30 protein-coding genes and 1 tRNA gene are annotated in these 26607 nt (G+C 66.5%); 19 read left to right on the forward strand and 12 right to left on the reverse strand.

What is annotated here, in order from left to right:
- The first annotated feature begins 26 nt into the window (after nt 1–26).
- Complete coding sequence (locus B8W69_RS05640) at nt 27–773, forward strand: DUF429 domain-containing protein (protein ID WP_085288939.1); 747 nt, start codon at nt 27–29, stop codon at nt 771–773.
- A 7-nt stretch (nt 774–780) separates the two neighbouring features.
- On the opposite strand, the gene B8W69_RS05645 is transcribed toward B8W69_RS05640, so the two are convergent.
- Complete coding sequence (locus B8W69_RS05645; RefSeq protein WP_085288940.1) at nt 781–1398, reverse strand: TetR/AcrR family transcriptional regulator; 618 nt, start codon at nt 1396–1398, stop codon at nt 781–783.
- A gap of 61 nt (nt 1399–1459) precedes the next feature.
- Here B8W69_RS05645 and B8W69_RS05650 point away from each other — a divergent pair, with 61 nt between their 5' ends.
- Nucleotides 1460–2377, forward strand: coding sequence for an alpha/beta hydrolase-fold protein (locus B8W69_RS05650; protein ID WP_085289023.1), 918 nt, complete (start codon nt 1460–1462; stop codon nt 2375–2377).
- Nucleotides 2378–2429: 52 nt separating this feature from the next.
- Entirely contained in the window at nt 2430–4013 is a 1584-nt protein-coding gene (locus tag B8W69_RS05655; protein WP_085288941.1) for a gamma-glutamyltransferase family protein, read from the forward strand.
- Here the strand turns inward: B8W69_RS05655 and purD are convergent.
- Complete coding sequence (gene purD, locus B8W69_RS05660) at nt 4010–5278, reverse strand: phosphoribosylamine--glycine ligase (RefSeq protein ID WP_085288942.1); 1269 nt, start codon at nt 5276–5278, stop codon at nt 4010–4012. The genes B8W69_RS05655 and purD overlap by 4 nt on opposite strands.
- Before the next feature lie 50 nt (nt 5279–5328).
- Complete coding sequence (locus B8W69_RS05665; protein WP_085288943.1) at nt 5329–5610, reverse strand: winged helix DNA-binding protein; 282 nt, start codon at nt 5608–5610, stop codon at nt 5329–5331.
- Between B8W69_RS05665 and B8W69_RS05670 the strand changes: the two genes are divergently transcribed.
- Entirely contained in the window at nt 5609–5974 is a 366-nt protein-coding gene (locus B8W69_RS05670; protein WP_085288944.1) for an aldo/keto reductase, read from the forward strand. The genes B8W69_RS05665 and B8W69_RS05670 overlap by 2 nt on opposite strands.
- Before the next feature lie 10 nt (nt 5975–5984).
- On the opposite strand, the gene B8W69_RS05675 is transcribed toward B8W69_RS05670, so the two are convergent.
- The 4 genes from B8W69_RS05675 to B8W69_RS05690 are packed head-to-tail and all read right to left on the reverse strand — an operon-like array spanning nt 5985 to nt 9567.
- Nucleotides 5985–6413 carry a carboxymuconolactone decarboxylase family protein gene (locus B8W69_RS05675; protein ID WP_044487447.1) on the reverse strand — a complete coding sequence of 143 codons (429 nt, stop codon included), beginning with the start codon at nt 6411–6413 and terminating at the stop codon, nt 5985–5987.
- Nucleotides 6413–7270, reverse strand: coding sequence for an NAD(P)-dependent oxidoreductase (locus tag B8W69_RS05680; protein ID WP_085289024.1), 858 nt, complete (start codon nt 7268–7270; stop codon nt 6413–6415). The genes B8W69_RS05675 and B8W69_RS05680 overlap by 1 nt, the downstream gene beginning before the upstream one ends.
- Nucleotides 7271–7318: 48 nt before the next feature.
- Nucleotides 7319–8068, reverse strand: a complete 750-nt coding sequence (locus B8W69_RS05685) for an SDR family oxidoreductase (protein WP_085288945.1) — start codon at nt 8066–8068, stop codon at nt 7319–7321.
- Between the two features lie 29 nt (nt 8069–8097).
- Nucleotides 8098–9567 carry an aldehyde dehydrogenase gene (locus tag B8W69_RS05690; protein ID WP_085288946.1) on the reverse strand — a complete coding sequence of 490 codons (1470 nt, stop codon included), beginning with the start codon at nt 9565–9567 and terminating at the stop codon, nt 8098–8100.
- A gap of 209 nt (nt 9568–9776) precedes the next feature.
- On the opposite strand from B8W69_RS05690, the gene B8W69_RS05695 reads away from it, so the two are divergent.
- The 10 genes from B8W69_RS05695 (at nt 9777) to B8W69_RS05745 (ending at nt 17491) form a co-directional block, all read left to right on the forward strand.
- Nucleotides 9777–10412: a TetR family transcriptional regulator gene (locus B8W69_RS05695; protein WP_085288947.1), complete on the forward strand. Its 636-nt coding sequence runs from the start codon at nt 9777–9779 to the stop codon at nt 10410–10412.
- Nucleotides 10413–11630 (forward strand): cytochrome P450, encoded by a 1218-nt coding sequence (locus B8W69_RS05700; protein WP_085288948.1) that lies wholly within the window; start codon nt 10413–10415, stop codon nt 11628–11630.
- Nucleotides 11631–12458, forward strand: a complete 828-nt coding sequence (locus tag B8W69_RS05705; protein ID WP_085288949.1) for an SDR family oxidoreductase — start codon at nt 11631–11633, stop codon at nt 12456–12458.
- Nucleotides 12455–13810: a lanosterol 14-alpha demethylase gene (cyp51, locus tag B8W69_RS05710; RefSeq protein ID WP_085288950.1), complete on the forward strand. Its 1356-nt coding sequence runs from the start codon at nt 12455–12457 to the stop codon at nt 13808–13810. Before B8W69_RS05705 ends, cyp51 begins: the two co-directional genes overlap by 4 nt.
- Before the next feature lie 12 nt (nt 13811–13822).
- Nucleotides 13823–14035, forward strand: a complete 213-nt coding sequence (gene fdx, locus B8W69_RS05715; protein ID WP_085288951.1) for a ferredoxin Fdx — start codon at nt 13823–13825, stop codon at nt 14033–14035.
- Between the two features lie 6 nt (nt 14036–14041).
- A complete protein-coding gene (locus tag B8W69_RS05720) occupies nt 14042–14596 on the forward strand; it encodes a hypothetical protein (protein ID WP_085288952.1) in 555 nt (184 codons plus the stop codon).
- A 146-nt stretch (nt 14597–14742) separates the two neighbouring features.
- On the forward strand, nt 14743–15870 hold the full coding sequence (locus B8W69_RS05725; protein ID WP_085288953.1) for an NDMA-dependent alcohol dehydrogenase: 1128 nt from the start codon (nt 14743–14745) through the stop codon (nt 15868–15870).
- Nucleotides 15871–15894: 24 nt separating this feature from the next.
- Nucleotides 15895–16611 (forward strand): FAD-dependent oxidoreductase, encoded by a 717-nt coding sequence (locus B8W69_RS05735; RefSeq protein WP_245843131.1) that lies wholly within the window; start codon nt 15895–15897, stop codon nt 16609–16611.
- Nucleotides 16612–16628: 17 nt separating this feature from the next.
- Nucleotides 16629–17048, forward strand: coding sequence for a ketosteroid isomerase family protein (locus tag B8W69_RS05740; RefSeq protein ID WP_085288954.1), 420 nt, complete (start codon nt 16629–16631; stop codon nt 17046–17048).
- A 38-nt stretch (nt 17049–17086) separates the two neighbouring features.
- Nucleotides 17087–17491 (forward strand): HIT family protein, encoded by a 405-nt coding sequence (locus B8W69_RS05745; RefSeq protein WP_065028492.1) that lies wholly within the window; start codon nt 17087–17089, stop codon nt 17489–17491.
- Here B8W69_RS05745 and B8W69_RS05750 read toward each other — a convergent pair.
- Together B8W69_RS05750 and phoP are read right to left on the reverse strand one after the other, a co-directional pair.
- Nucleotides 17479–18921 (reverse strand): sensor histidine kinase, encoded by a 1443-nt coding sequence (locus B8W69_RS05750; RefSeq protein WP_085288955.1) that lies wholly within the window; start codon nt 18919–18921, stop codon nt 17479–17481. The two genes, B8W69_RS05745 and B8W69_RS05750, sit on opposite strands and share 13 nt — an antisense overlap.
- A gap of 26 nt (nt 18922–18947) precedes the next feature.
- A complete protein-coding gene (gene phoP, locus B8W69_RS05755; RefSeq protein WP_085288956.1) occupies nt 18948–19667 on the reverse strand; it encodes a two-component system response regulator PhoP in 720 nt (239 codons plus the stop codon).
- A 158-nt stretch (nt 19668–19825) separates the two neighbouring features.
- On the opposite strand from phoP, the gene B8W69_RS05760 reads away from it, so the two are divergent.
- From B8W69_RS05760 to B8W69_RS32190, 4 genes are all read left to right on the forward strand, one after another.
- Nucleotides 19826–20542: a hypothetical protein gene (locus tag B8W69_RS05760; RefSeq protein WP_085288957.1), complete on the forward strand. Its 717-nt coding sequence runs from the start codon at nt 19826–19828 to the stop codon at nt 20540–20542.
- Between the two features lie 28 nt (nt 20543–20570).
- Nucleotides 20571–20642: transfer RNA gene (locus B8W69_RS05765), tRNA-Thr, on the forward strand.
- A gap of 200 nt (nt 20643–20842) precedes the next feature.
- Nucleotides 20843–20995, forward strand: a complete 153-nt coding sequence (locus B8W69_RS30510; protein ID WP_165762556.1) for a hypothetical protein — start codon at nt 20843–20845, stop codon at nt 20993–20995.
- A 55-nt stretch (nt 20996–21050) separates the two neighbouring features.
- Nucleotides 21051–21200, forward strand: a complete 150-nt coding sequence (locus B8W69_RS32190; protein ID WP_439330589.1) for a DUF7239 family protein — start codon at nt 21051–21053, stop codon at nt 21198–21200.
- Nucleotides 21201–22128: 928 nt separating this feature from the next.
- On the opposite strand, the gene B8W69_RS05775 is transcribed toward B8W69_RS32190, so the two are convergent.
- The 3 genes from B8W69_RS05775 to B8W69_RS05785 all read right to left on the reverse strand — a co-directional run bounded on the left by B8W69_RS05775 (nt 22129) and on the right by B8W69_RS05785 (nt 25505).
- Nucleotides 22129–22341 carry a dodecin gene (locus B8W69_RS05775; RefSeq protein WP_085288959.1) on the reverse strand — a complete coding sequence of 71 codons (213 nt, stop codon included), beginning with the start codon at nt 22339–22341 and terminating at the stop codon, nt 22129–22131.
- Nucleotides 22342–22677: 336 nt separating this feature from the next.
- Nucleotides 22678–24525, reverse strand: coding sequence for a hypothetical protein (locus tag B8W69_RS05780; RefSeq protein ID WP_085289025.1), 1848 nt, complete (start codon nt 24523–24525; stop codon nt 22678–22680).
- A gap of 194 nt (nt 24526–24719) precedes the next feature.
- Nucleotides 24720–25505, reverse strand: a complete 786-nt coding sequence (locus B8W69_RS05785; RefSeq protein WP_085288960.1) for a DUF732 domain-containing protein — start codon at nt 25503–25505, stop codon at nt 24720–24722.
- A 154-nt stretch (nt 25506–25659) separates the two neighbouring features.
- Here B8W69_RS05785 and B8W69_RS05790 point away from each other — a divergent pair, with 154 nt between their 5' ends.
- Nucleotides 25660–26607, forward strand: coding sequence for a lytic transglycosylase domain-containing protein (locus B8W69_RS05790; protein WP_085288961.1), 948 nt, complete (start codon nt 25660–25662; stop codon nt 26605–26607).

Consider the following 26607-nt stretch of genomic DNA (forward strand, 5'->3'; position numbering starts at 1 on the left):
TACGGTCGGGGTCATAACCTATGCGGATGTACTTCGCCGGCATCGACCTCGCCTGGGCGGGTCGTAACCCGACCGGCGTCGCCGTCGTCGACTCGGGCGGCGCTCTGGTGAGTGTGTGCGCGGTCCGCGACGACGACGAGATCCTGGCCGCGTTGCGCCCCTATGTGCGGGGCGATTGCCTGGTCGCCTTCGATGCGCCCCTGGTGGTGACCAACCCGACCGGCCAGCGTCCGGCCGAGACCGCGCTGAACCGCGATTTCCGGAGATACGAGGCCGGCGCCCACCCCTGCAACACCGGGAAGCCCGAGTTCGCCGGCGGTCCGCGCGCGGGCCGGCTGGCCGCGGCGCTGGGCCTGGATCTGGATCCGCGATCGCCGGCCGCCCGGCGCGCCATCGAGGTCTACCCGCACGCGGCGACCGTCGCGCTGTTCCGCCTGGAGCGGACCCTGAAATACAAGGCGAAGCCCGGTCGGACCGTGGACGGGCTCCAATCCGAGCTGTTGCTGCTGATGGACGGCGTCGAGCGGCTGGCGCAGGCCCCGGTGCCGCTCCGGGTGGCCGGGCACGCCGGCTGGGTCGCGCTGCGCCGCGCCGTCGCGGCCGCGCAGCGCAAAAGCGAGCTGCGCCGCTCGGAGGATCCGGTCGACGCCGTGGTGTGCGCCTATGTGGCGGTGTATGCGCAGCGCAGCCCGGGGAACGTCACGATCTACGGCGACCTGGACACCGGGTACATCGTGACGCCGTCGCTGCCGGCGGATCCGGTCCGCGCGTAGCGGTCGGTCAGATCTGCACGGGCCGCTGATCGATGGGCGCGAGCACCTCGATGAGGTCGACCACGGCACCTTGCGCCGCCGCTCGCGGATCCCGCCCCTCCACCAGGGCCGACACCACCGACCCGTCGACCGCGCAGATCAACGTGCACACCAGTTCGATGTGCACCGAACGGCCCGAGCGCTCGATGGCCTCGGCGATCGCCTCGGCGCGCTGGCGCAAGCTGCGGCGCATGGTCTCGCGCAGCGCGGGCAGCCGGGTGCACGCGATGTGCCGCTCGTATCGCGAGATCAGCTGATCGGTGAGGCCCGGGCCGGACACGTCGCCCACGAGCAGATCGGCCAGCACCTCGGCGATGGTCTCCGGTCCCCGGCGCCGCCGCGACAAGCCGCTGACCCGCGACCGCAACTGCGCCACCTCGATCATCGCGATGTGTTCGACGGCGCGCGCGATCAGATCGTCGAGGGAGGAGAAGTAATAAGTGGTGGACGCCAGCGGCAATCCGGCCCGCCGGGCAACCGCCCGGTGCCGCACCGCTTCGAAGCCGCCCTCGGACAGCAGCTCGGCGGCGGCGCTGACGAGCGCGTACCGTCGACGTTCTCCTTTTGGAGTAACCGCTGCTGTCACGAGTAGCCATCGTGCCAGCCAAAGTGGTACTGCATTGCCATTTCGGCCAAACGGCCAGGGCATAATGGCCCGCATGCCCGACCTGAGCCGACGCGCCCTACTCGGCCTCGGCGCCAGCGCGGCCGTGGGGGCGGTGGGCGCCTACGCGCTCGACATCCTGTTAGAGCCCCGCACATCTCACGCGATGCCGGCGTCGACCGCCGCCACCCAGATGCCGTTGGCGCCGCCGCCCAGCCCACCTCGCGACCCGGCTCCCCCGGCGGCGGCCGCGCCGACGATGGTGACCGGTTCCTTCGTCTCCGCCGCGCGCGGCGGGGCGAACACCAATTGGGCCATCGCGCGCCCGCCCGGCCAGACGAAGCCGCTGCGACCCGTGATCGCGCTGCACGGCAAGGGCAGCGACGCGTCCACCGTGATGGCGGGCGGCGTCGAACATGGTCTGGCCCAAGCCGTCGATGCCGGGCTGCCACCGTTCGCGGTGGTCGCCGTCGACGGTGGTGGCGGCTACTGGCACAAGCGGTCGTCCGGTGAGGACAGCGGCGCCATGGTGCTCGACGAGCTCATCCCGATGCTGGGCAACCAGAATCTGGACACCTCACGGGTGGCGTTCCTGGGCTGGTCGATGGGCGGCTACGGCGCTTTGCTGCTGGGCGGCCGGCTGGGACCGGCGCGCACCGCGGCGATCTGCGCGGTGAGCCCGGCGCTGTGGATGTCCTCGGGTGCGGCCGCACCCGGCGCCTTCGACGGGCCGGACGACTTCGCGGCCAACTCGGTGTTCGGCACGCCCGCCCTGGCCTCGATCCCCATCCGGATCGATTGCGGCGACAGCGATCCGTTTTACGCTGCAACAAAGCAGTTCATCGCGCAACTGCCCAATCCGCCGGCCGGTGGTTTCTCGCCCGGTGGCCACGACGGGGCATTTTGGAGCTCGCAGTTGCCCGCCGAGCTCACCTGGATGGCACCGCTGCTGACGGCGTGAGCGCACGGCGCGATATGAGGCCGAACCCCGCCGTAGCGTTACGCTCGCGGAGGTGACCGCACCTTTCGACTGGACCCTCCCCTACGCCTGGCCGCGCAAGCCCATCCTGGCGGAAAACGTTGTGTGCACATCGCAACCGCTCGCCGCCCAGGCGGGCCTGCGGATGCTCGCGCAGGGCGGCAACGCGGTGGACGCGGCCATCGCCACCGCCATCACCCTGACGATCGTGGAGCCCGTGTCCAATGGCATCGGTTCGGACGCCTTCGCCATCGTGTGGGATGGCAAGCAACTGCACGGCCTGAACGCCTCGGGCCGATCGCCCGCGGCGTGGACGCTGGAATACTTCGGCGGCAAGGGCGTTCCGATCCTGGGCTGGAACTCGGTGACCGTGCCCGGCGCGGTATCGGCGTGGACCGAACTGCATGCCAAATTCGGCAAGCTGCCGTTCGAGCGGCTCTTCGAACCCGCAATATCGTATGGCCGCAACGGATTTCCGGTCTCGCCGACCGTCGCGGAGCAATGGGCGGCGCAGGTGCCGCTCTTTGAAAGCCAGCCCGGTTTCGCCCCGGCGTTTCTGCCCGGTGGGCGGGCACCGAAACCGGGTGAGCGTTTCAGCTTGCCGGATCATGCCGCGACGCTCGAGACGATCGCCTCGACCAACGGCGAAGCGTTCTACCGTGGGGAACTGGCGGCCAGGCTCGAGGCGCACGCGCTGGGCAATGACGGCGCCATGCGGGCCAGCGACCTGGCGGCCCACCGTGCCGATTGGGTGGGCACGGTCGACGGCGGCTACCGCGGATACACGGTGCACGAGATCCCACCCAACGGACAGGGCATCGTCGCGCTGATCGCCCTGGGCATTCTGGAGCATTTCGACATGGCCGCGCTGCCAGCGGATTCCGCTGACAGCGTGCATCTTCAGATCGAAGCGGTGAAGCTGGCGTTCGCCGACGCCCAGGCCTATGTCGGTGACATCGAACACATGCCGCTGGAGCCGGAACACCTGTTGGACAACGAGTACCTGAAGCAGCGCGCGGGACTGATCGACCGCGGGCGGGCCAAGCCCGCATCCGCCGGGGCTCCGGCGGGCGGAACCGTCTACCTCACCGCGGCCGACGCCGCGGGGATGATGGTGTCGATGATCCAGTCGAACTACATGGGGTTCGGTTCGGGCGTGGTGGTCCCGGGCACCGGGATCTCCCTGCAAAACCGGGGCGCGAATTTTGTTGCCAACCCTGGACATCCGAACACCGTGGCCCCGAACAAGCGTCCCTACCACACCATCATCCCGGCATTCGTAACCAAAGACGGCGCACCGGTCATGAGCTTCGGGGTGATGGGCGGAATGATGCAGCCCCAGGGTCACGTGCAGGTGATGGTGCGCATCGCCGACCACGGGCAGAATCCGCAGGCGGCATGTGACGGCCCCCGGTTCCGGTGGGTCGAGGGCATGCAGGTCAGCTGCGAAAAGGGCTTCCCGGATTCGACGCTGGACGAATTGCGCCGCCGCGGACACGATCTCGTTGCCGTCGACGACTACAACCAATTCGGCAGCTGCCAGGCGATCTGGCGCCTCGAGGACGGCTACTTCGCGGCCAGCGATCCGCGCCGCGACGGTCAGGCCGCCGCCTTCTAGACGCGGATCTTCCCGTCTGCCGCCAGTTGTGCGATGTCGCTGCGGAAATGGCTGCCCGGCAGGCGAATTGAACGCACGACCTCGTAGGCTTGGGCCCGGGCGGCCGTCAGGTCTGCGCCGGTGCCCACCACCGACAGCACCCGGCCACCCGACGAGACGATCTCGCCGTCGTCGCGCCGCGCCGTTCCGGCGTGCAACACCCCGTCGGCCTCCGAGCCGACGATGACGTCTCCCACGCGGGGGCGTCCGGGATAGTTCTCCGCCGCCAGCACCACCGTCACGGCCGCGCCGTCATGCCAGCGCAGCTCGCCGAAGTCCGCCAAGGTGCCGTTGGCGGCCGCGTACAACAGCTGGCCCAGGGGCGATTCCAGCAGCGCCAGCACCGCCTGTGTCTCGGGATCGCCGAAGCGACAATTGAATTCGACCACCGCGGGTCCGTTCGCGGTGATCGCGAGGCCGGCATACAGCAATCCGCTGAACGAGCTGTCCCGCGCAACCATCTCGGCCGCAACGGGTTCGACGATGTTGCTGACCACGTCGCGATACACCTCGTCGGGAAGCCACGGGACCGGCGCGTAGGCGCCCATGCCGCCGGTGTTGGGCCCGCTGTCGCCGTCGCCCACACGCTTGAAGTCCTGCGCCGGCAGCAGAGGCACCACGGTTGCGCCATCGACGACGCAGAACAGCGACACCTCCGGGCCGTCCAGGTAGGACTCCAACAGGACCGGGTGGCCCGCCTCGAGCAGCCCGGCGGCGTGCGCGCGTGCGACACCGCGATCCGCGGTCACCACGACGCCCTTGCCGGCGGCCAGGCGGTCGTCCTTCACCACCCAGGCCGCATCCCCAGTTGGCGGGCCGAACCGGTCCAGGGCGGCGTCTAAATGCGCCGGGCTATCGACGATTTCACTGGTCGCGGTGCGCACCCCGGCGGCGGCCATGACCTCTTTGGCGAAAGCCTTGGAGCCTTCGATGCGGGCCGCGTCCTTGCTGGGACCGAAGCAGGCGATGCCCGCGGCCCGCACCGCGTCGGCCACCCCGAGGACCAGCGGCACCTCGGGACCGATGACCACCAGGTCGGCGCGGACCTCGCGGGCCAGGGCGACGACATCGTCGGTCGAGGTGACATCGACGTCGTGCTGGTCGGCCAGCCGCGCGGTGCCGGCGTTGCCGGGAGCGATCGCCAGCCCCGCTACCTCGGGGTCTTCGCGAAGCGCCAGCAGCAACGCATGTTCACGGGCACCGGAACCAATCACCAAGACGCGCACGACACGTCAGACTAGCCCGGTCAAACGGCCCACGCCCACCGTCCCCGGATTCACACGATTTTCCCCAGCAGCGCCCTGAGGTCGTTGCGCTGCGCGACGGTAAGGCGTCCGAGACGCTTGTCGAACTCGTCGGAGAGCAGCGTCAGGCCCTTCCTGGCGGCCAGGCGTCCGGCGGGGGTGAGCAGCAGCCGGTGGCGACGCAGATCGCACGGGTCGATCTCGGCGAGCAGAAACAGTTCCTTGGACTCGAGGCCCAGCGCGCAGATATCGGCCTCGACGCACGAGATGACCGAGAGCAGCACCCGGTAGCACAACGCCGACCGGGGCGCCATGGTCGACGCCTTTCTCAACGAGAAGACCTACGCAGTCATCGACGAACTCGAGGCCATCGCGAAGGCGCACGAAACCAACGTCGCCAGCGTGGCGCTGGCCTGGGTGCGCGCGCAGCGCGCCGTCTCGTCCGTCATCATCGGGGCGCGCCGGCTCTCCCAGCTCGAGGACAACATCCGGGCCGTCGATGTGAATCTGAGCGCCGACGAGCTGGCCCGGCTCGACGCGCTGACCAAGCCGCGGTTCGGATTCCCGCACAACATGCTGGACATGGCCCCGGGCATCATCAACGGCGGAACGACGATCAACGGGATCGCCGGACCGATCTCTGAGTACGTGATGCCCGAAGGCGTTCAGCCGTACTGAGATTGGTGGGTCACTCGCCCGAGTGCATCTTCAACGCGGCGTCCACGTTGGCCTTCTTGTCCTCACCGGAGCCCTTCGCCGCGGCCTTCTTGCGCTTGGCCACCACGGCGTCGACCGCGCCGTTGAGCGCCGAACCCAGCGGGAAGCCCAGGTAGTGGGTGAGGAAGACGGCCATCTCCTTCAGCTCGGTCTCGGTGAGCTCGCCGTTGAGAAGTGCCGCGTTGATTTGGATTTCGGCCAGGTCGCGGTTTCCGATCGCGGTCACCGCCGTCAGCGTCATTATGCGCTTGTCGCGCATCGACAATCCCGGTCGCGTCCAGATGCTGCCGAACAGGTGGTCCACGGTCAGGTCGAAGTACGCGTCGCCTTCGATGTTGGGCATCTCCCAGCCGTAGACCTCGTTCATCTTCGCGAGACCCTTGCTGCGCAACTCGTCCATCACGCCTCTTTCTCTGTGTGCGGAACCCCAAGGCTGGCGGCCAACCGCTGGTAGGCCAACTGGGCGAGCGGCAGGTCGACCGACACCGCCTGGCCGAGGGCCAGCGCCAGGCTCAAGTCCTTCTCCCCCAGGCCGCGGGCGTGCACGAAGGACTCGTATAAAAAGTTGTCCGGCTCAATGTCTTTCATGTTGTCGCGGACCATGATCGCCCCCGGACCGCTCGTGAGCGCGTCGGTGTGGCGGACCACCCGGCCCAGGGCCTGCAGGTCCAGCCCGGCCGCCTCGGCCAGCTTCATCGCCTCACACGCCGCGGCGTACGAGGTGAACGTCAACATGTTGCGCGCCAGCTTCATTCGGGTTCCTGCGCCCGGCTCGCCGGCGTGGACGACCATCGCCGCCCAGTGTTTGAACGCCGGCTTGATCTTCTCGTAGACCTCACGCTCGGCGCCCACCATGGTGGCGAGCTCGCCCTTCGCCGCCGCGGCGGCCCCACCGCTGACCGGTGCGTCGACGATGTGGATGCCCCGCGGTGTGTGTTCGGCCGCGAGCTCGACCGCCGTGGTGTCGCTGATGGTCGAGTGGATCGCGATGACGGTCCCGGGTTTCGCGTGGGTCGCCAGCTCGCCGACCACCTCACGCACCTGGGCGTCGTTGAGCACGGTGATGTGGACGATGTCGGCGGCGGCGATGTCGGCGACGCTGTCAGCCAGGCTGGCACCCTTTTCGACCAGCGGGGTCATCGCCTCGGTGCGGATGTCGTAAACCGTTACCCCGCCCGGCCATTCGATCATCTTCGTGGCCATCGGCGCGCCCATGTTGCCCAACCCGATGTAGCCGAGCTTCAAATCGTCACTCATGGCGCCGCTCCTCTTCATCGCTTCGCTCTTCATCGTCACCGGCGCGACTCATGATCGGATTATCTGCCCGCCGTCAACGTTGAAGATCTGTCCGGTGATCCACGACGCCTCGTCGGAGAGCAGGAACAGGCACATGCCGACCAGATCCGCAGGCGTACCCATCCGCGACAGCGGCAGACCCTTGACGATGTCGTCGACCATCTCTTTGGGGGTGGTGGTCCGGTTGGCCTCGGTGTCGATGGGACCGGGGGCGATCGCGTTGATCCGGATGTTCTGGCCACCCAGTTCGCGGGAGAGTTGTTGTGTCAGGCCGTTGAGCCCGACCTTGGCCAGGGCATAGTAATTCGCGTAAAGCCAAGCGGCGGTCGACGACTGGTTGACGATCGCTCCGCCGCCGCGCTTGGCCATCTTCTTGTACACCGCACGGGTGCACCACAGCGCGCCGTCCAGGTTCACGCTCATGAACTTGCGGTAGTACTCCGGGTCGATGGTGAGCAAGAAGTCGAGCTTCATGCCGCCGAAGATCGCCGCGTTGTTGACCAGGTAGTCGATGCCGCCGAACTCGGCCAGCGTGCGGTCGGCCATCTCCTTGGCGGATGCGGGGTCGGACACGTCGACCGGGATGCTGATGGCGGTTCCGCCGTCGGCGACGATCTGCTTGGCGACCGCGGCGGCGGCCTCGGCGTTGATGTCGGCGACCACCACCGCCGCGCCCTCGCGGGCCAGCGCCTCGGCGTATGCCTGCCCGATGCCGCCACCGGACCCGGTGACGATGCCGACTTTATTCTCGAATCGCATGTTTTCCTCTCGGTCGCCTATTGGCGCGGTCACTGCACAGCTGTGGCAATGGTCTTGATTTCCAGGTACTCCTCGAAGCCGGCCAGGCCCATTTCGCGTCCGTTGCCGGATTGCTTGTATCCGCCGAACGGCGCGTCGGCGGAGTACCAGACACCGCCGTTGACGTTGACGGTGCCCACTCGCATCCGCGCGGCGAAGTTGGCCGCCCGCTCGGGGTCGGCACTGAACACGGTGCCCGACAAGCCATATGGCGAGTCGTTGGCGATGCGCAGCGCGTCGTCTTCGCCGTCGTAGGCGATCACGGTGAGCACCGGCCCGAAGATCTCCTCCCGGGCGGGCCGCGCGTCGTTGGTCAGGCCCGCGATGACGGTGGGCTCGATGAAGAAGCCGCGGTCTTTGTCCGCCGGGCGTCCGCCGCCGCAGGCGAACGTCCCGCCCTCGGCGATCGCGAGATCCAGGTAGCTCTGCACGCGGTCCCGTTGCCGGGCGGAAATCACTGGCCCGCACACGGTTCCGGAGTCGTCGGGGTCGCCGGGCTTGATCGAGCCCATGGTGCCCGCGGCGATGGCGACGGCCTCGTCGTAGCGGGCCCGCGGCACCACCAGCCGGGTCGTGATGGCGCAGCCCTGTCCGGCGTGCATGGCAGCGGTGAACGCCGACATCGAGCATGCCCCGCCCAGGTCGGCATCGTCGAGAACGACGAACGCGGACTTGCCGCCCAGCTCCAGGAACACCCGCTTGATGGTCGCGGCGGCATCGCCCATCACGCTGCGACCGGTCGCGGTCGATCCGGTGAACGAAACCATGTCCACCCGAGGGTCTTTCGAGAGCAGCGCCCCCACCCGGTGGTCGTTCGACGTGATGATGTTGACGACGCCGGGCGGGAAGTCGGTCTGTTCGGCGATGATTTCGCCGAGCACGGCGGCACACCAGGGGGTGTCCGGTGCGGGCTTGAGCACCACGGTGTTGCCGGCGGCCAGCGCGGGTCCCAGTTTGGCGAGGTTGATCTGGTGCGGAAAGTTCCACGGGGTGATGGCGCCGACGACACCGACGGCTTCCCGCGTGATCGTGCGCCGGGTCGGGATGCCCATCGGCGATGCCTGGCCGAGGTCGGAGTTCCACTCGTAGGACTCGGCGGTGTCGGCCGCGAAGCTCAGGTCGCCGACCGGTCCCTCCAACTGGGCGGCCGAGGTGAGCATCCGGGGGGCGCCGACCTCGGCGATGGTGATGTCGCGCAGTTCTTCGATGTGCTCGCGCATCGCGTCGCGCAGCTGTCGTATGCAGCGCACCCGCAATTCGGTGTTGCGGGACCAGTCCGTCTCGTCGAAGGCGCGCCGCGCGGCGTCGATGGCGCGGTCCATGTCGGTGGCGTCGGCGTTGGCGGCGACGCCCAGCACCTCCTCGGTCGCCGGGTTCACCGTGGGGAAGTTGCCGGCGCTGCCGGCCGACAGCTTGCCGTCGATGAAGAGTTCACTCACGCCGTCGGCCAGTAAGGCCATCTCCCGCTCCCGTCTGCGCACGGCCAACCCGGCACGCCTTCTGGTGGACAGTTGTCCGATATTGTCCGATCGAACCATAGTCGCCACGTCGCCGACGGTGCAAGGGCCGATCTCGAACGTCCCCCGAAGCGCTCCGGTAAATAGCCATTACACAGCATATTTGTCTCACGGGCTTGCTTCACGCCATTTCGATCCACTAGCTTGGACATGTGTCCAGCGACGCACTCGTGACGATCACATCCGACGGCGACCGCCAGACCGGTCAGCCGACGCGCAACCGTCGCCAGGAGGAGACCTTCCGCAAGGTGCTGGTGGCCGGCATCGAGACCTTGCGGGAGAAGTCGTATGCCGACCTGACCGTGCGCGCGGTCGCCGCCCGCGCCAAAGTCGCCCCGGCCACCGCGTACACCTACTTCTCGTCGAAGAACCACCTGATCGCCGAGGTCTACCTGGACTTGGTGCGGCAGGTTCCGTTCTTCACCGACGTCAACGACCCGATGCCGGTCCGAGTGGACAAGGTGTTGCGTCACCTGGCGCTGGTGGTCGCCGACGAGCCGGAGGTGGGCGCCGCGTGCACGACGGCACTGCTCGGCGGCGGCACCGATCCGGCGGTGGGTGCCGTGCGCGACCGCATCGGGGCGGAGATCCACCGGCGCATCGCGACGGCGATCGGCCCCGGCGCCGACCCGAACACGGTGGCCGCGCTCGAGATGATGTTCTTCGGCGCATTGGTACAGGCCGCCAGTGGCCAGTTCACCTATCACCAGATCGCCGACCAGTTGGCCTACGTAGTGAACCTGATCCTGCCCGGCCCCCGGAACACAAGCCAGGAGACAAGAACTTAAATGACCGTCCATGTGGGCGACCACGAGCTGGTCCTCGATCCCTACGACTACGACTTCCACGAAGATCCGTACCCCTACTACAAGCGGCTGCGCGACGAGGCCCCGCTGTATCGCAATGACGAGCTGAAGTTCTGGGCGTTGTCGCGGCACCAGGACGTGCTGCAGGGATTCCGCAACAGCACAACGCTTTCCAACAAGTTCGGCGTCTCGCTGGACCCGGCGTCGCGAGGCCCGCACGCCAGCAAGACGATGTCGTTCCTGGCGATGGACGATCCCGCCCACCTGCGGCTGCGGACGCTGGTCTCAAAAGGGTTCACTCCGCGCCGGATTCGTGAACTCGAGCCCCGCGTCACCGAGATCGCGACCCAGCATCTCGACACGATGCTGGCCAAGGCCAAGGACGTTGCGGTCGACTACGTCGACGAGTTCGCCGGCAAGCTGCCCATGGACGTCATCTCCGAGTTGATGGGCGTCCCCGAGCCGGATCGGGATCAGGTGCGCGCCTGGGCCGACGGGGTGATGCACCGCGAAGAAGGCGTCACCGACGTGCCGCCCGAGGCGGTGGAGGCCTCCCTCAACCTGATCGTCTACTACCAGGGCATGGTGGCCGAGCGGCGCGAAAAGCTGACCGACGACCTGACCTCGGCGCTGCTGGAGGCCGAGATCGACGGCGACCGGCTCGCCGACGACGAGGTGCTCGGCTTCATGTTCCTGATGGTGATCGCCGGAAACGAGACCACCACCAAACTGCTCGCCAATGCCGCCTTTTGGGGCCACAAGAACCCGGATCAGCTGACGCCGGTCTACCAGGACCTGTCGCGGGTGCCGCTGTGGGTCGAGGAGACCCTGCGCTACGACACCTCCAGCCAGATCCTGGCTCGCACCGTGTCCGGCGAGCTCACCCTTTACGACACCACCATTCCCGAGGGCGATGTCCTGTTGCTGTTGCCCGGGTCAGGGCATCGGGACGAGCGGGTCTTCGACAATCCAGACGACTACCTGATCGGGCGCGAAATCGGGCCCAAACTATTGAGTTTCGGTAGCGGCGCACACTTCTGCCTGGGCGCGCATCTTGCGCGGATGGAGGCCCGGGTCGCGCTCACCGAGTTGTTCAAGCGAATCCGCGGGTACGAGGTGGACGAGGCCAACGCCGTCCGCGTCCACTCGAGCAATGTCCGCGGATTCGCTCACCTACCAATGAGCGTGGAGGTCCGCTGAATGCCCCGGTTTGAACCCTTGCCCGAACGCCGGCCCGCCATCGTGGCAGGTGCGTCCTCCGGCATCGGAGAGGCAACCGCCATCGAACTCGCGGCGCACGGTTTCCCGGTCGCCCTGGGTGCCCGCCGGGTCGAGAAGCTCGACGACATCGTTGGCAAGATCAACGCCAACGGCGGCGAGGCGGTCGGATTCTATCTGGACGTCACCGATCCGAACTCGGTGAAATCGTTTGTCGCACAGTCGACCGAGGCGCTCGGTGATATCGAGGTGCTGGTGGCCGGCGCCGGCGACACCTACTTCGGCAAGCTCGCCGAGATCACCACCGAGGAGTTCGAGTCGCAGCTGCAGATCCACCTCGTCGGCGCCAACCGACTGGCCGCCGCGGTGCTGCCCGGCATGCTCGACCGGCAACGCGGCGACCTGATCTTCGTGGGTTCCGATGTGGCCCTGCGCCAGCGCCCACACATGGGCGCCTACGGCGCGGCCAAGGCCGCGCTCGTCGCGATGGTCACCAACTTCCAGATGGAACTCGAGGGCACCGGGGTGCGGGCCTCCATCGTGCATCCCGGCCCGACGAAGACGTCGATGGGCTGGAGCCTGCCGGCCGAGAAGATCGGGCCCGCACTGGAGGACTGGGCGAAGTGGGGCCAGGCCCGGCACGACTACTTCTTGCGCGCGGCGGATTTGGGACGCGCCATCACGTTCGTCGCCGAGACACCGCGCGGTGGCTTCATCGCGAACATGGAGCTTCAGCCCGAAGCCCCGTTGGCCGACACCAAAGATCGCCACAAACTCGCACTCGGCGAAGAGGGGATGCCCGGACAATGACGACGACTGCCACCGTGCCCCGGGTTTCCGGCGGCGAAGAAGAGCACGGCCACCTCGAGGAATTCCGCACCGACCCAATCGGTTTGATGAAGCGCGTCCGCGATGAGTGCGGCGACGTCGGCTGGTTCCAGCTGGTCGACAAGCACGTCATCCTGCTGTCCGGCGCGGGTGCCAACGAGTTCTTCTTCCGGTCCGCCGACGAAGACCTCGACCAGGCTGCGGCGTACCCGTTCATGGCGCCGATCTTCGGCAAGGGTGTGGTGTTCGACGCCAGCCCGGAGCGGCGCAAGGAGATGCTGCACAACTCGGCGCTGCGCGGCGAGCAGATGAAGGGTCACGCCGCGACCATCGAAGCTCAAGTGAAGGGGATGATCGCCGACTGGGGCGACGAGGGCGAGATCGAGCTGCTCGACTTCTTCTCCGAGTTGACCATCTACACCTCGACGGCCTGCCTGATCGGCGTGAAATTCCGCAACCAGCTCGACCACCGGTTCGCGGAGTACTACCACGAGCTGGAACGCGGCACCGACCCGTTGTGCTACGTCGACCCCTACCTGCCCATCGAAAGCTTCCGGCGTCGCGACGAGGCCCGCGTCAAACTCGTTGCGCTGGTGCAGGAAATCATGAACCAGCGACTGGCCAATCCACCGGAGGACAAGGCCGACCGCGACATGCTCGACGTGCTCGTGTCGATCAAGGACGAGGACGGGAACCCGCGGTTCTCCGCCGATGAGGTCACCGGGATGTTCATCTCGCTGATGTTCGCCGGGCACCACACCAGTTCGGGGACCTCGGCATGGACCCTGATCGAGTTGATCCGCCATCCCGACGTGTACGCCGAGGTGCTGGCCGAACTCGAGGAGCTCTACGCCGACGGCCAGGAGGTGAGTTTCCATGCGCTGCGGTCGATTCCGAAGCTGGACAACGTCGTCAAGGAGACGCTGCGGCTGCACCCTCCGCTGATCATCCTGATGCGGGTCGCCCAGGGCGAGTTCGAGGTCGAGGGCTTTCCGATTCACGACGGCGACTACGTCGCGGCGTCCCCGGCGATCTCGAACCGGATTCCCGAGGACTTTCCCGACCCGGATGCGTTCAAGCCCGACCGCTACAACAAGCCCGAGCAGGCCGACATCGTCAACCGGTGGACCTGGATTCCGTTCGGCGCGGGGCGGCACCGCTGCGTCGGCGCCGCGTTCGCCCAGATGCAGATCAAGGCGATCTTCTCCGTCCTGTTGCGCGAGTACGAGTTCGAGATGGCGCAGCCCGCGGACAGCTATCACAACGACCACTCCAAGATGGTCGTGCAGCTGGCCCGACCGGCCAAGGTCCGCTACCGCAAGCGCAGCGCGTAAGGAGTAAGTCCGATGGGCGGATTCAGAATCGAAGCGGACCTGGATTTGTGTCAGGGCCACGCGATGTGCGAACTGGAGGCGCCCGACTACTTCCGGGTGCCCAAGCGGGGCAAGGTCGAGATCCTCGACCCCGAACCGCCCGAAGACGCCCGCGACGAAATTGGGCGCGCGGTCGATATGTGCCCAACGCAAGCACTTTTCATCAAGGAAAACAAAGGAGACTGAGGGCTCATGAATTCACGGGCGTCACACTCGCGCGAAGATCTCGAGGCATGGGTCGACCGCTGGCTGCAGGCCAACAAGGACTGCGAGAAGGCCGGTGACTGGCGACCGTTGGCGGACTTCTACACCCAAGACGCCACCTACGGCTGGAACATCGGCCCAAAGGAAGACGTGATGTGCGTCGGCGTCGACGAAATCCGCGACGTCGCCCTGGGCCTGGAAATGGAGGGCCTGGAGAACTGGGTGTACGAGTATCAGAAGGTGCTCATCGACGAGAAGCAGGGCGAGATCGTCGGCTTCTGGAAGCAGATCGTCAACAAGAACGACGGCACCCAGGACGAGATCTACGGCATCGGCGGCAGCTGGTTCCGGCTCAACGGCGACCGGCAGATCGAGTGGCAGCGCGACTTCTTCGACTTCGGTCACGTCGCGTACATGTTCGGCAAACTCATCGAGTCCGGCGACCTGAGCGAGGGCATGCAGAAGCGGATCGAGCGCAGCATCGCCGGCGAAAAGCTGCCCGGTTACTACCCGCTTGGCGAGGCCCCCGTCCCCATCTGGTGACGGCGAGAGCCAACCAAGCATTTGATTTGTTGCACGCGCTATGCTGACGCGACAAGGGTGCCTGTGGCACCCGTCACCTAGCTGGCCGGCATGAAGGGGCCGGTCAGCGCTGATCAATTCAAAGGCGAAATGGGGTCAGGACCATCGTGAAGACAAAAGGCGCACTGATCTGGGAGTTCAACCAGCCCTGGTCTATCGAGGAAATCGAGATCGGCGACCCGCAAGCGCATGAGGTCAAGATCCAGATGGAAGCGGCGGGCATGTGCCACTCCGACCATCACCTGGTCACCGGGGGCATCCCGATGGCCGGCTTCCCGGTGCTGGGCGGCCACGAGGGCGCGGGCATCGTCACCGAGGTCGGTCCGGGCGTCGAAGACATCGCCCCGGGTGACCACGTCGTGCTGTCGTTCATCCCGTCGTGTGGGCAGTGTCCGACCTGTCAGGCGGGCATGCGCAACCTGTGCGATTTGGGCGCCGGCCTGCTCGGCGGTGCCGCGGTGTCCGACGGCACCTTCCGCATCCAGGCCAAGGGCCAGAACGTCTACCCCATGACGCTGCTGGGCACGTTCTCCCCATACATGGTCGTGCACCGCAGCTCGGTGGTGAAGATCGACCCGTCCGTCCCGTTCGAGGTCGCCGCGCTGGTCGGCTGCGGCGTCACCACCGGCTACGGTTCGTCGGTCCGCACCGCCGACATCCGCCCGGGCCAGGACGTCGCCATCGTCGGCGTCGGCGGGGTCGGCATGGCAGCGCTGCAGGGAGCCGTCAACGCCGGCGCCCGCTACATCTTCGCGATCGACCCGGTCGAGTGGAAGCGCGACCAGGCGCTCAAGTTCGGCGCCACCCACGTCTACCCCGACATCATGGCCGCGATGGCGGGCATGGCCGAGGTCACCTACGGCCTGATGGCCCACAAGGTGGTGGTCACCGTCGGCGAGCTGCATGGCGCCGACGTCGACAACTACCTGAACATCACCCAGAAGGGCGGCACCTGCGTGCTGACCGCCATCGGCAGCCTGCTGGACACCAACGTCAACCTGAACCTGGCGATGCTGACCCTGATGCAGAAGAACTTGCAGGGCACCATCTTCGGTGGTGGCAACCCGCAGTACGACATCCCCCAGCTGCTGTCGATGTACAAGGCCGGCAAGCTGAACCTGGACGACATGATCACCCGGCAGTACAAGCTGGAGCAGATCAACGACGGCTACCAGGACATGCTGGACGGCAAGAACATTCGCGGCGTCATCCGGTTCACCGACGCCGACCGGTAACCACGTATCAGCCGCGTCCGCTCAGTGACCGGCTTCGGCCACCTCATGGCGCCGGGACGAATCGGCGCCATGAGCGTGCGCAACCGCCTGGTCATGTCTCCGATGGAGACGATGTACGGCACGCCGGATGGACTTCCGTCGGAGCGCACCCGCGACTACTTCGCGGCACGCGCCCGCGGCGGGGTCGGGCTGATCACGTTGGGCGCCAACGGGGTTGACGAACTCAACGTCGGCGCCGCGGCGTTGTCCGGCTGGCCGCAGCGGCTGTTGCGGCCAGCCGCGATCCGGTTCGCCAGCCGGGCCTGGATGCCGATCGGACGCCGCGTCGTCATCGTGGGCGGCGACCTGGTCGCCCTCGAATTGGCCGAATTCCTTGCCAGCCAGGGCCGGTTGGTGGCCATACTCGAGGCCGGCAAGGACATCGCTCCCGAAGTGGGCAACAAGCGCAAGACCGAACACATGGACCGTCTCGACCGGCTTGGCGTCACCGTGCACGTCCGCGCGGCCACCGAACGCATCACCGCCGATGCGGTGGAATTCACCCCCGCGGGCGGCACCACCCGGCGGCCGGCCGCCGACACCGTCGTGCCGGCCGGCGCGGTCGAGCCCGACACCGCCCTGTTCGGCGCGATCGTCGACGCCCTGCCCGGCGCCGAGGTGCACGCCGTCGGCGACTGCACCGGACTCGGCCTGATCCGCAAAGCCACCGAGGAAGGCGCGCGCGCCGCGTGCGCTATTTAGTGACAGGAGAAACCACGATGACCCAAACCGCCCAAACCCCCGCACTGACGGCGTCGCAATCGTCCTGGCGTTGCGCACAGGGCAAGGACCGCGAGGGCTGGCTCGCGCTGATGACCGACGACGTCGTCATCGAGGACCCGATCGGCCAGTCCGTCACCAACCCCGACGGCGCCGGGGTGCGCGGCAAGGCGGCCGTCGGCGAATTCTTCGACAACAATATCGCGCGCAACCAGCTGACCATCACGTGCGAGGAGACCTTTCCGTCGAGTTCGCCCGACGAGATCGCTCATATTCTGGTGCTGCAGAGCAGGTTTGAAGGCGGAGTCACCAGCAAGGTGCGCGGTGTGTTCACCTACAAGGTCAACGAAGCCGGGCTGATCACCAACATGCGCGGGTACTGGAACCTCGACGTGATGGAGTTCGGCAAGGACGAGTGAGTCGGGGTCCCCGGACCGCCGCCCCTATGCTGGGGCCCATGGCGTCGATCTTCACCAAGATCATCAACCGTGAACTTCCCGGCCGCTTCGTCTACGAGGACGACGACGTCGTCGCGTTCCTGACGATCGAGCCGATGACGCAGGGGCACACGCTCGTCGTGCCGCGCGCCGAAATCGACAACTGGCAGGACGTCGACGGCGCGGCCTTCGCCCGGGTCATGGAAGTGAGCCAGTTGATCGGCAAAGCGGTGTCCAAGGCGTTCAGAACCGAGCGGTCCGGCCTGATCATCGCCGGGCTGGAGGTGCCGCACCTGCACGTGCACGTCTTCCCCACCCGCAGCCTCAGCGACTTCGGCTTCGCCAACGTCGACCGCAACCCGTCGGCGGAATCGCTGGACGAGGCCCAGGCCAAGATCAAGGCGGCGCTGGCTCAGTTGGCGTGAACCGGCTCGGACGCGGGCACGTCGCTGATGCGCGGCAGCGTCACCCGGAAGCGGCAGCCCTCGCCGGGCGCGGTGGTCACGCTGACGGCACCACCGTGCGCGCGCACCAACGACTCGACGATGGATAGACCCAGTCCGGTGCCGCCGCTGGCCCGTGCCCGCGACGAGTCGGTGCGATAGAACCGCTCGAAGACGCGCGACGCGTCCTCCTGGTTCATGCCGGGACCCTGGTCCGCCACTTCGAGCACCGCGTCGTCGCCGTCCGTGCCGACCCGCACGGTGACGGCGGCGCTTTCCGGGGTGTGTTGCAGGGCGTTGGCGACCAGGTTGCTCAGCACCTGGCGGATCCGCGCCTCGTCACCGAGCACCTCCGGGGTACCGGGACCGTCGAGGACCTCCATGGTGATGGTGCGCCCGGGGTCGATCGCCTGGCCGTCGTGCACGGCATCGCTGGCCAGCGCCAGCAGGTCCACCCGATGGTGCTCGAGGGGTCGTTGCACGTCGAGGCGGGCCAGCAGCAGCAGGTCGTCGACCAGCAGGCCCATCCGGGACGCCTCGCTCTCGATCCGCGACAACAGCATCGCGACGTCGCGGGCCGCCCCCTGGCGGTACAGCTCCGCGAAGCCGCGGATGGTGGTCAGTGGGGTGCGCAGTTCGTGGCTGGCATCGGTGATGAACCGGCGCAACCGGTGTTCGGAGCCGCGAGCCTTCTCAGCGGAGGACTCCGAGGACGCCAGCGCCTGCTGAATCTGCGCGAGCATCCCATTCAGCGCCTGGGACAGCCGGCCCACCTCGGTCCGCGGATCTCGTTCCGGCACACGGCGATCCAGCTGACCGGAAGCGATCGCCGCGGCCGTCTGCTCGACCTCGACCAGCGGCCGCAGGCTGCGCTGCACCACCGCGAAGCTGGCGATCCCGACCACGGCGAGCACCGCCACCCCGATGCCGATCTGCAGCCAGACCAGCGAGCTGACCGTGTGCTGGACGTCGGACAGGTCGATCGCGACCGTGGTCAGCCCGTGCGGACCGTGCACCGAGACGGCCCGCCACTGAATGTCCGAGCCGTTCACCGAGGGCAGCGTCGTCGGGTTGGGGCCCACGTCGTTGTCGGCCGGTAACGCCGGTTCGGCGTTGCGGTCGTTGATCGCGGTGAACGGGGTGCCGTCGATGCTGACGCCGCGCACATAGAACTTCGACGGCGGCCGGCCCGGGTCGGGCCCCTCGTAGAGCGGCGCCGACTGCCGCCGCGGGGCCTGCGCCCAGCCGCGGGACGCGTCGAGCAGTGTGGAGTCGATGCGGCTGACCAGGCTGTGCCTGAGTATCGACGTCACCGCGATGCCGGACACGGCGAGGCCGCAAGCGACCAGGGTCAAGGTCGCGGTGACGAGCCCTATCCGAAGGGGCAATCCACGTCGAGGCTTGGTGTCCATTTATCTACTTCTCGCTGCCGCCAGGTTCAGCGCGGTTCCCGCAGTACGTAACCCACTCCGCGCAGGGTGTGCAGCAGCCGCGTTTCCCCGGTGTCGATCTTGCGGCGCAGGTACGACACATAGGACTCGACGACATTGACGTCACCTCCGAAGTCGTAGCGCCACACGTGGTCGAGGATCTTGGGTTTGCTCAACACCGTGCCGGCATTGATCACAAAGTAACGCAGCAGCGTGAATTCGGTCGGCGACAGCGATACCGGCTGGCCTGCCTTCCACACTTCGTGGGTTTCCTCGTCGAGCTCGATGTCGGCGAAAGTGAGCCGCGCGCTGCGCGGTTCGGCTCCGCCTTTGCCGGCGCGGCGCAGGATGACCCGCAACCGGGCGACGACCTCTTCGAGGCTGAACGGCTTCGTCACGTAGTCGTCGCCGCCCAGCGTCAGGCCGGCAATCTTGTCCTGCAAGGAATCCCGCGCGGTCAAGAACAGTGCGGGCGCATCGATGCCGTCGGCGCGCAGCCGCCGCAGCACCCCGAATCCGTCCATGCCCGGCATCATCACGTCGAGGATCACCGCGTCGGGTCGGGCCTCGCGCGCCCGATCCAGGGCCTGGGCGCCGTTGGTCGCCGTATAGACCTCGAACCCCTGGAATTTCAGACTCACCGAGAGCAGCTCGACGATGTTGGCTTCATCATCGACGACGAGGACGCGGGCCTCCGGTTTCGTGTCATTGGGGGTTGTCGAAGTCATCAGATGCTCATGTCCCTTGCTTGAACGTTTGCTATGTAAAGGTTGTGTGCTTCCTGAAAGCTCAGTGCCAACAGACTGATAGTAGTCTGCCAGGAATCGTCGCATTGCCTTGGGACGTATAGCCCTTTCCCGGCCTACGTCGCGAATAGACTCGTGGGATGAACCTCGCCAGAAACATCGTGTCGGCTGCGACCGCACCCGCCCGGGTGGGGCTGGCAGCCGCGGATGCGGGTTTGGGCGTCGCGAGCGCGGCCGTCGGCGTCGCGAAGCGGGCGCTGGGTGAGGGCGGTGCCGGCGGCACCAACACCATGACGTCCATGCTGGGGATCGACGACGCGATTGTCCGGGCCAACCGGCTGGCCAGGCTGCTCGACGACGACGCCCCGCTGGGCCGGGCCATAGCGGCGGACGGTCCGATCGACCGCTTACTGCGCCCGGGCGGGGTGGTCGACATGCTGACGGCGGAAGGCGGCCTGCTGGACCGGCTCACCGCCGAGGGCGGCGCCCTGCATCGCACGCTGCAGCCCGGCGGGCTGGCCGATCAGCTGGTCGCCGAGGAGGGTTTGATCGAGCGGCTGCTGGCCGAGGACGGGCTGGCCGACCGGCTGCTGGCCGAGGGCGGCCTCGTCGACAAGCTGACGGCGAAGAACGGACCGCTGGATCAGCTCGCCGACGTCGCCGACACCCTGGCCCGGCTCACGCCCGGGATGGAGGCGCTCGAGCCCGCCATCGCCACGCTGCAGGACGCGGTCATCGCGCTCACCATGGTGGTCAACCCGCTGAGCAACATCGCCGACCGGATTCCGCTGCCGGGGCGCAGGCGTCCGTCGTCGCGGGCGGTGCGCTCAGCGCGCGTGATCGATACCGACGAGTGACCGATTAGGCTGGGTCCGGTTCAACCCCGCCTCCTTAGCTCAGTGGTAGAGCACTCGCCTTGTAAGCGAGCGGTCGTCAGTTCAATCCTGACAGGGGGCTCTCACTTTCAGTGCCTGTCGGCGCTGGTAGAGGGTCTTTTTTTGCGTCGAATGTTTGTGCGGCTGCGACTCTCGTGCCCACATTTTTGCCCAACCCGAATTACTTCCCTGAGCAGGCCGTTGAGATTCAGGGATGATCACGGATACGAGTTGGTGGTAGCAGTTAGCGCGAATGCCTCGGGAACCGGGAACGAGTACCCTTTGCATCCGGCCGGCAGCGTCGCCGTTGATCAGGAGCCGGGCGCGCTGAGGGTCAAGCTCCAAGGGGTCAAGGTCGACGCGCATGACCTCTTCACGGGGGTGAGCAGTGAGCTGGAGCAGCGGCATGAAGGGCTTCGCGTCGAGATCGGCTGACTGGTGGGTCGGCGTGGGGCTGGCAACCGGAGCCGCAATCCGCACCTAGCCGAGCTTGAGCTCCCGGCATGGGAAGCGTGACCAGATCCACGCTCTGCGGAGAGCCGTTCGTGACGCGGAGGATAAGGTGACCGCGCACCTTTGTACAGTGGAGAAGAGTGACATCTGGGACGGGGACTACGAGAACCCCGTCTACAATTCCTGACCGGCACCGGCACCGGCTCCAGCGCGTCCACTTCGACCTCGAAGGCCGGGGTAGGCTCCACGGCAGCATCAACATCGGTGTGGACCGCGACGGCCCGCACCTACCGACGCTTGGCCAGCGCAGCCGCGTGGTTAACGGGGCCGGGGCCCGGTGGTGGAGATGCACTCCTCTAACCACTTCCGCATCCGACTGAAGGATTGACGTGCGACTGATTAGCCAGTGCGGCGACTGCGGGGCCGAGAAGCCGTCATGGATGGGTGACCCGCACCGCTGCCCTCCGAGCCGCATGAACGCGGAGGAGTTCTTCCGCTCCTCGATGTTCTGGTCGTTCGTGTCCCCCATGTGCGGCCCTCGCGGGTGACGGTGAGCCACTGTGCCAGCCGTGCCATGGTCTGAGCTGCGGAAGTGACGCCAGCTCAGCCTCGCTCCGTGCCAGCGGGCCAGCCCTCCCGTCCATTCCTGCCACTCATCGTCTTTGGCCTTTGCTGACGCCTTGAACCTCCGGCTTCGCGCTCCGCTTGCTGACGTTGGATCTCGCGGTAACCACCGCGCTCGCGCTCGTACCGCTCCGCGGTGCGCTCGTGCAGTCGAGCACTCCCAACGACTCGGCTACCTTGACCAGCAACGGAGCTTCGGGATCGAGACGGTAGACCGGCGAGGGTCGGACCGTGTATTCCGACTCCCGGAAGCAAAGACCAGACGGTTGGGTACCAGCTTTTCCCTGAGCACACGATTTACGCTTCGGGCTGGTATCGCTGTCCGTGCGGCTATCTGCGAGGCCGTGGCACCCGCGTCGGGGACTTCACCGACGAGCCGGGCAAGGTCCAGCTTCTAGAGCAGGCGTGGCGGGTCGCCGACATCCTCGCCGAGGCCGACTTCGGTTCGCCCTTCCCCTAGCCGGGAGCCGTTGCTTGGCTAACCGATTCTACTAAGCGTCCTCGAGACGGAAGCCGACCTTTAGCGTCACCTGGAAGTGTGCGACGGCCCCGTCCTCCAGGTGGCCGCGGACGGACTGCACCTCGAACCAGTCGATTCCGCGTGTCGTCTCTGTCGCTCGGGCCAGCCCGTTGCGGATAGCCGCGTCGATGCCGTCGGGTGATGTACCGACTATTTCGATTACCCGGTAGGTGTGGTTGGTCATGGCGTTCCTTTCTGCGTTCGGCGGGTGAAGGATAGTGCTCCGGATACGACAGAGCCCCCACCAGATATGAGTGCCGGGCCGTATTTCGTTGTGGGCGTGTTACCCGTCAGGTCGACCACCAGTAGCTGTATGGCTGCAGGTCCGCGTCTTCCTTCGACCCGTGCAGCGTGCCCACAAATTGCCCACAAATTGCCCACAGTCACATCTATCACCAGTAATCACCTGTGATGAAGTTTCGCCTGCTAAACCGGCTTTTCGCCCTCCCCCGCTGGGCCGTCAGGCGAGTTCAATCCTGACAGGGGGCTCTGCCTTTCAGTCTTGGACGGACCCGCCTGCCTACATGCGATCGAGCGAACGGAAATCGGGGGCTCCGAACCACCGCTTGGCAAGGTCTACCCTCGCATCATTAATGACGTTCTCGGAGGAGCCGTCCCGGATCGCGATCTGCAGCAGCCCGTAGTAAGCCCAACCGTTTCCCGGAAAAGTCCCCGTCGGCATCTCGCCGGGACCGGCACCCTTGCCTTTCAGGCTCTCCAATAGCAGGTCCTTGGCCCAGGCCAGATACGCCGCAGCCGCCGCGGGACCTTCGGCGTCCGCCCTCCGGATCAGGATCGAGGCCAGCGTCTGGCGCGCGGGGTACGGCCACAAGGGCGGCTCGTCGTACTTCAGCTTGTCTTGGATATCGACAGCGTCGTTTGCATCGTCAACCGCAGCGCGCCAATTACCCTTCGCGGCCTCCACCCGGGCGTGACCCAGGTGACGAAGGATCGCGGCCAGGCACAGGCTGGGTTTCGGAAGTTCGATCCGTAGGTCGCAGCTCGCGTTCGGTTTGCCCTTGTCCGATACGTACTTACGATATTGGGCAACGTCGGTATCCAAACTATCGGTCGACGGCTGAGGTTTTCGATCCCAGATGTCCGCCATGAGTTGAGTAAAATCGTAGGCAATGTTGGCGAACGGCTGCCGATTGATAGTATCGGGTTTCTTGAAGTTGCGAATATCTGCCGGACTGGAAAAGTTCAGCTTTGTCAAGTAATAAGCGGCTTTGTACTCGTCCGCGCGGAATCCGTTCGCTTTGTCCGGTAACGAGTCAAGCAGCTTCTGCGCGTAACTTTTTATGTCGTCGTCTTCGTCACCGCTCAATGCTGCGGCGGCGAGTATGAAATGTATATTGTGAAGGTAATATCCGTATCGGTAGCGGTCGCCATCCGGTCGATATAAATTCGGCTCCGTCGCGAAATATCTGTCATCCGCAGCAGTAGCTTCTTTGTTGGCCCTGATCGCGTTCCGCATGTCTCCCGTGCGGAAATAGATGTGCGACGGCATGTGAACCAAATGACCCGAATTCGGCGCCAACGGCGCCAACCAGTCTGCGTATTGCCTGGCCGCGGCCGGCGTGCGCGACTGCTCCATCAGGTGGATATACCAGTGGATGGGGCCCTCGTTTCGCGGGGATTGGACTAAGTTCAAAGCCTTCTTGAGATACTGCTGCGTCTCCAGGATCCGCTGATCGACTGGCTGGCCGTTGTCCCAATAAGCCCATGCCGTGATGTTCATCGCAGCGTCGGCGAGGAGGGTTATGGCGGTGGGGGCGTCGCTGCCGAACTCATCCACCACTTCCTTCATCCCGTGATAATAGGCTTCGTTGCGATCCCTCTGACATTTCCAGGGCGGGTCAGACTTTCCGCAATCCCGATAGCGGTCCGACAGCGCGTGGATGATTTTCCAGTCTTCGAGATTCGGTTTTTCTTGGGTGGCACGGCCGAGCGCATCATTCGCCGCATCTCGGTCGGGCTCCGATTGTTTACCCAGGTTGAGATCCACTCCTAACACCAGCGCTTGAGCCCAATAGCATGCCGAGCACGGAGTTCCGTTGTCCTCGGCCTCCTGGGCCGCTTTTTTGAATGCGCGATATGCTTCGCGGTTGTTGAAACCGAAGTAGAATCGCAGGCCCTGATCAAAGTAATCCTGCGCCCACGGCACGTACCAATGTGCGCTTCCGATGTAGGAATACAACGGGGGATCAGGATCATTCTTTGTTAAATTAACCAAAGGACAGGGCTCGGTCGCCATCGCCATGGCGTCCATACCGTCATCCGTATCCATGTCGGTAGCAGCGGCCCCACAGGTATCTGTCGGTTCGCAGGAGGGGGAGCATGCGCCGACTGTCAAAATGACGATAATCGCGACTGCCGCCAATTTGTTGCGGAATAGATTGAACATGATTTCCCCCGTACCATGCCGCCAAAATGATCGGGACGAACGGCATTTTATTCTGCAGAGGAGACGCGGCGCGGCAATATGACGGAAGCGGTGCGCGGAAATCCGCCCGCTGGACGGGTGAGCCTTCGGCCGGGCAGGAGGCGGTGTGACCCGGGTTACGGGTGACCCGGGATGGCGTCCAGACCGCCTTGGATGTCATGCAGATTCCCCTGGATGCCTTGCAGGTTTCGCTCGATGGCCTGCAGATCGGAGAGCGCGTTCTGATCGGCCTGTGAGATCTGGTTCGAGGCCGCAGCGCGCGATTGAGGGCAGTACGCGACGATGGCGCCCGCCGTGACGGCGGTGCTCTGATTGGCGTCCCAGATCGAGTTCCGCTGCACGAACCCGACCGCATCGGCGAAGTTGGGCTGGTGCGCCAGGAAGTCGCAGACCGCGTGTCCCTGGTTCGTCACGTATTCCTGACTGGGGACGGGCACACCCTCCTGCTTCAACGCGGCGACGAACGCCGAGTCGGCGACGTTGACTGCCGGAGCGGAGGCCTTCGGCACGACCGGTGCGGACGGCGCTGTCGATGGCGGGGAGTCCTCCGACTCTGCCGACAAATCCTGGCGGTGGAGCGCGAACATCACCACCACCGCGGAGACCACGGCCACCAGAGACAGCGGTAGCGCCGCGAACAGACCCAGCCGACGCAGCGTGGCCGCCTTCCGGCGCCGAGACGCGAGGACACCGGTTTTCCCGTCGCGCGACGCGGCGGCGGCAGCCTCGGTCTCCCAGTCATCGAACGCACCCGGCTCGGACGACCCCGCGCCATGGGCCAAGATCTCGTCGAGCAGCGCATCGGCCTCTAGGGACGACGGCCGACCGCCCTGCTCGCGGATCGCTTGGCGCCGCAGCGCGATGAGCCGCAACTCCGAGTCGATCTTCTCGCGGTCGCGCATATCAATCAGTTTGAGAGCACCGCGCGAATGTCACAACCACCGGTGAACAAAAGACCGTCACCACGTTGAAGTCACCCGGTCCGATGCGACAGACTCGCGATGAACCAACCAACCGGAGCCGGGGGATGCGAGGCAATGGACGGACGTCATCACCGTGAGCCGTGACCGGCGCGCCGCGCCACTCGTCGTCGGCGCGATCGTGTTCGCGCTCGTCGGGTGTTCGGCGCCGCACCCGACGGCGATAACCGGCCCGACCACGTCCGCACGAGTTCCCGCGGCGCCGGCGCCGACGACACGCATGGTGCCCGCCGACGCGGGAACGCCCGGTGGCGCGCAGCCGCGACTGGCGTCGGACCCCGCGCAGCTGGCCGACGACCTCGTCGCCGACGAGCGAGCGCTGCGCGATCCGGGGGCAGCCGAGCCCGCGTTGACGGCGGCGGCGCATCGCGAACAGGCGGCCTACCGCGCCATCGGACGCCACCCCGAATGGGACGCCACCACGCGCCCGCGCATCCCGCCGGGACTGGTCGATGTCTACGACCGCAACGTCGACGCCCGTCGCCAACTCACCGCGTTGACCCAGGTGCGAGATGCCCTGCCGGCGTGGCGGATCGAGCCGCCGGCGCCGGCCGACGTGCTGATGAACTACTACCACCAGGCGGAAGCGGAATCCGGCGTCAGCTGGAACTACCTGGCCGCGATCAACTTCGTCGAGAGCCGCTTCGGCAGCATCGTCGGCGCGAGCACCGCCGGCGCCCAGGGACCCATGCAGTTCCTGCCCTCGACGTTCGCCGGCTACGGCCAGGGCGGCGACATCCATTCACCCCACGACAGCATCCTGGCGGCGGGCCGCTTCCTGGCCGCCAATGGCTTCGCGAACGACCATGATCACGCCATCTACGGCTACAACCATGCCGGCGAATACGTGCGCGCGGTCGACCAATACGCGGCACTGATTGCCGCCGATCCCGCGACGTTTGCCGCGTTCTACCGGTGGGACGTCTACTGCCTGACGACGGCCGGCGACGTGCTGCTGCCCATCGGCTACGACGAGGCGTCACCGATCCCGGCAGCCGCGTACGTGGCGGCCCACCCGCAGTAG

The sequence above is a fragment of the Mycolicibacterium vulneris genome (genome assembly GCF_002104765.1).
Lineage (GTDB): Bacteria > Actinomycetota > Actinomycetes > Mycobacteriales > Mycobacteriaceae > Mycobacterium > Mycobacterium vulneris.

Coding starts and splice junctions, on each gene's coding strand:
- B8W69_RS05690 (WP_085288946.1), bottom strand. CDS start 9,567: ATGGCCTTACTGGCCGACGGCGTGAGTGAACTCTTCATCGACGGCAAG.
- B8W69_RS05700 (WP_085288948.1), top strand. CDS start 10,413: ATGACCGTCCATGTGGGCGACCACGAGCTGGTCCTCGATCCCTACGAC.
- fdx (WP_085288951.1), top strand. CDS start 13,823: ATGGGCGGATTCAGAATCGAAGCGGACCTGGATTTGTGTCAGGGCCAC.
- B8W69_RS05705 (WP_085288949.1), top strand. CDS start 11,631: ATGCCCCGGTTTGAACCCTTGCCCGAACGCCGGCCCGCCATCGTGGCA.
- B8W69_RS05685 (WP_085288945.1), bottom strand. CDS start 8,068: ATGCGATTCGAGAATAAAGTCGGCATCGTCACCGGGTCCGGTGGCGGC.
- B8W69_RS05740 (WP_085288954.1), top strand. CDS start 16,629: ATGACCCAAACCGCCCAAACCCCCGCACTGACGGCGTCGCAATCGTCC.
- B8W69_RS05665 (WP_085288943.1), bottom strand. CDS start 5,610: ATGGCGCCCCGGTCGGCGTTGTGCTACCGGGTGCTGCTCTCGGTCATC.
- B8W69_RS05675 (WP_044487447.1), bottom strand. CDS start 6,413: ATGGACGAGTTGCGCAGCAAGGGTCTCGCGAAGATGAACGAGGTCTAC.
- B8W69_RS05670 (WP_085288944.1), top strand. CDS start 5,609: ATGGTCGACGCCTTTCTCAACGAGAAGACCTACGCAGTCATCGACGAA.
- B8W69_RS05680 (WP_085289024.1), bottom strand. CDS start 7,270: ATGAGTGACGATTTGAAGCTCGGCTACATCGGGTTGGGCAACATGGGC.
- B8W69_RS05745 (WP_065028492.1), top strand. CDS start 17,087: ATGGCGTCGATCTTCACCAAGATCATCAACCGTGAACTTCCCGGCCGC.
- B8W69_RS05750 (WP_085288955.1), bottom strand. CDS start 18,921: ATGGACACCAAGCCTCGACGTGGATTGCCCCTTCGGATAGGGCTCGTC.
- cyp51 (WP_085288950.1), top strand. CDS start 12,455: ATGACGACGACTGCCACCGTGCCCCGGGTTTCCGGCGGCGAAGAAGAG.
- B8W69_RS05760 (WP_085288957.1), top strand. CDS start 19,826: ATGAACCTCGCCAGAAACATCGTGTCGGCTGCGACCGCACCCGCCCGG.
- B8W69_RS05775 (WP_085288959.1), bottom strand. CDS start 22,341: ATGACCAACCACACCTACCGGGTAATCGAAATAGTCGGTACATCACCC.
- B8W69_RS05720 (WP_085288952.1), top strand. CDS start 14,042: ATGAATTCACGGGCGTCACACTCGCGCGAAGATCTCGAGGCATGGGTC.
- phoP (WP_085288956.1), bottom strand. CDS start 19,667: ATGACTTCGACAACCCCCAATGACACGAAACCGGAGGCCCGCGTCCTC.
- B8W69_RS05640 (WP_085288939.1), top strand. CDS start 27: ATGTACTTCGCCGGCATCGACCTCGCCTGGGCGGGTCGTAACCCGACC.
- B8W69_RS05785 (WP_085288960.1), bottom strand. CDS start 25,505: ATGCGCGACCGCGAGAAGATCGACTCGGAGTTGCGGCTCATCGCGCTG.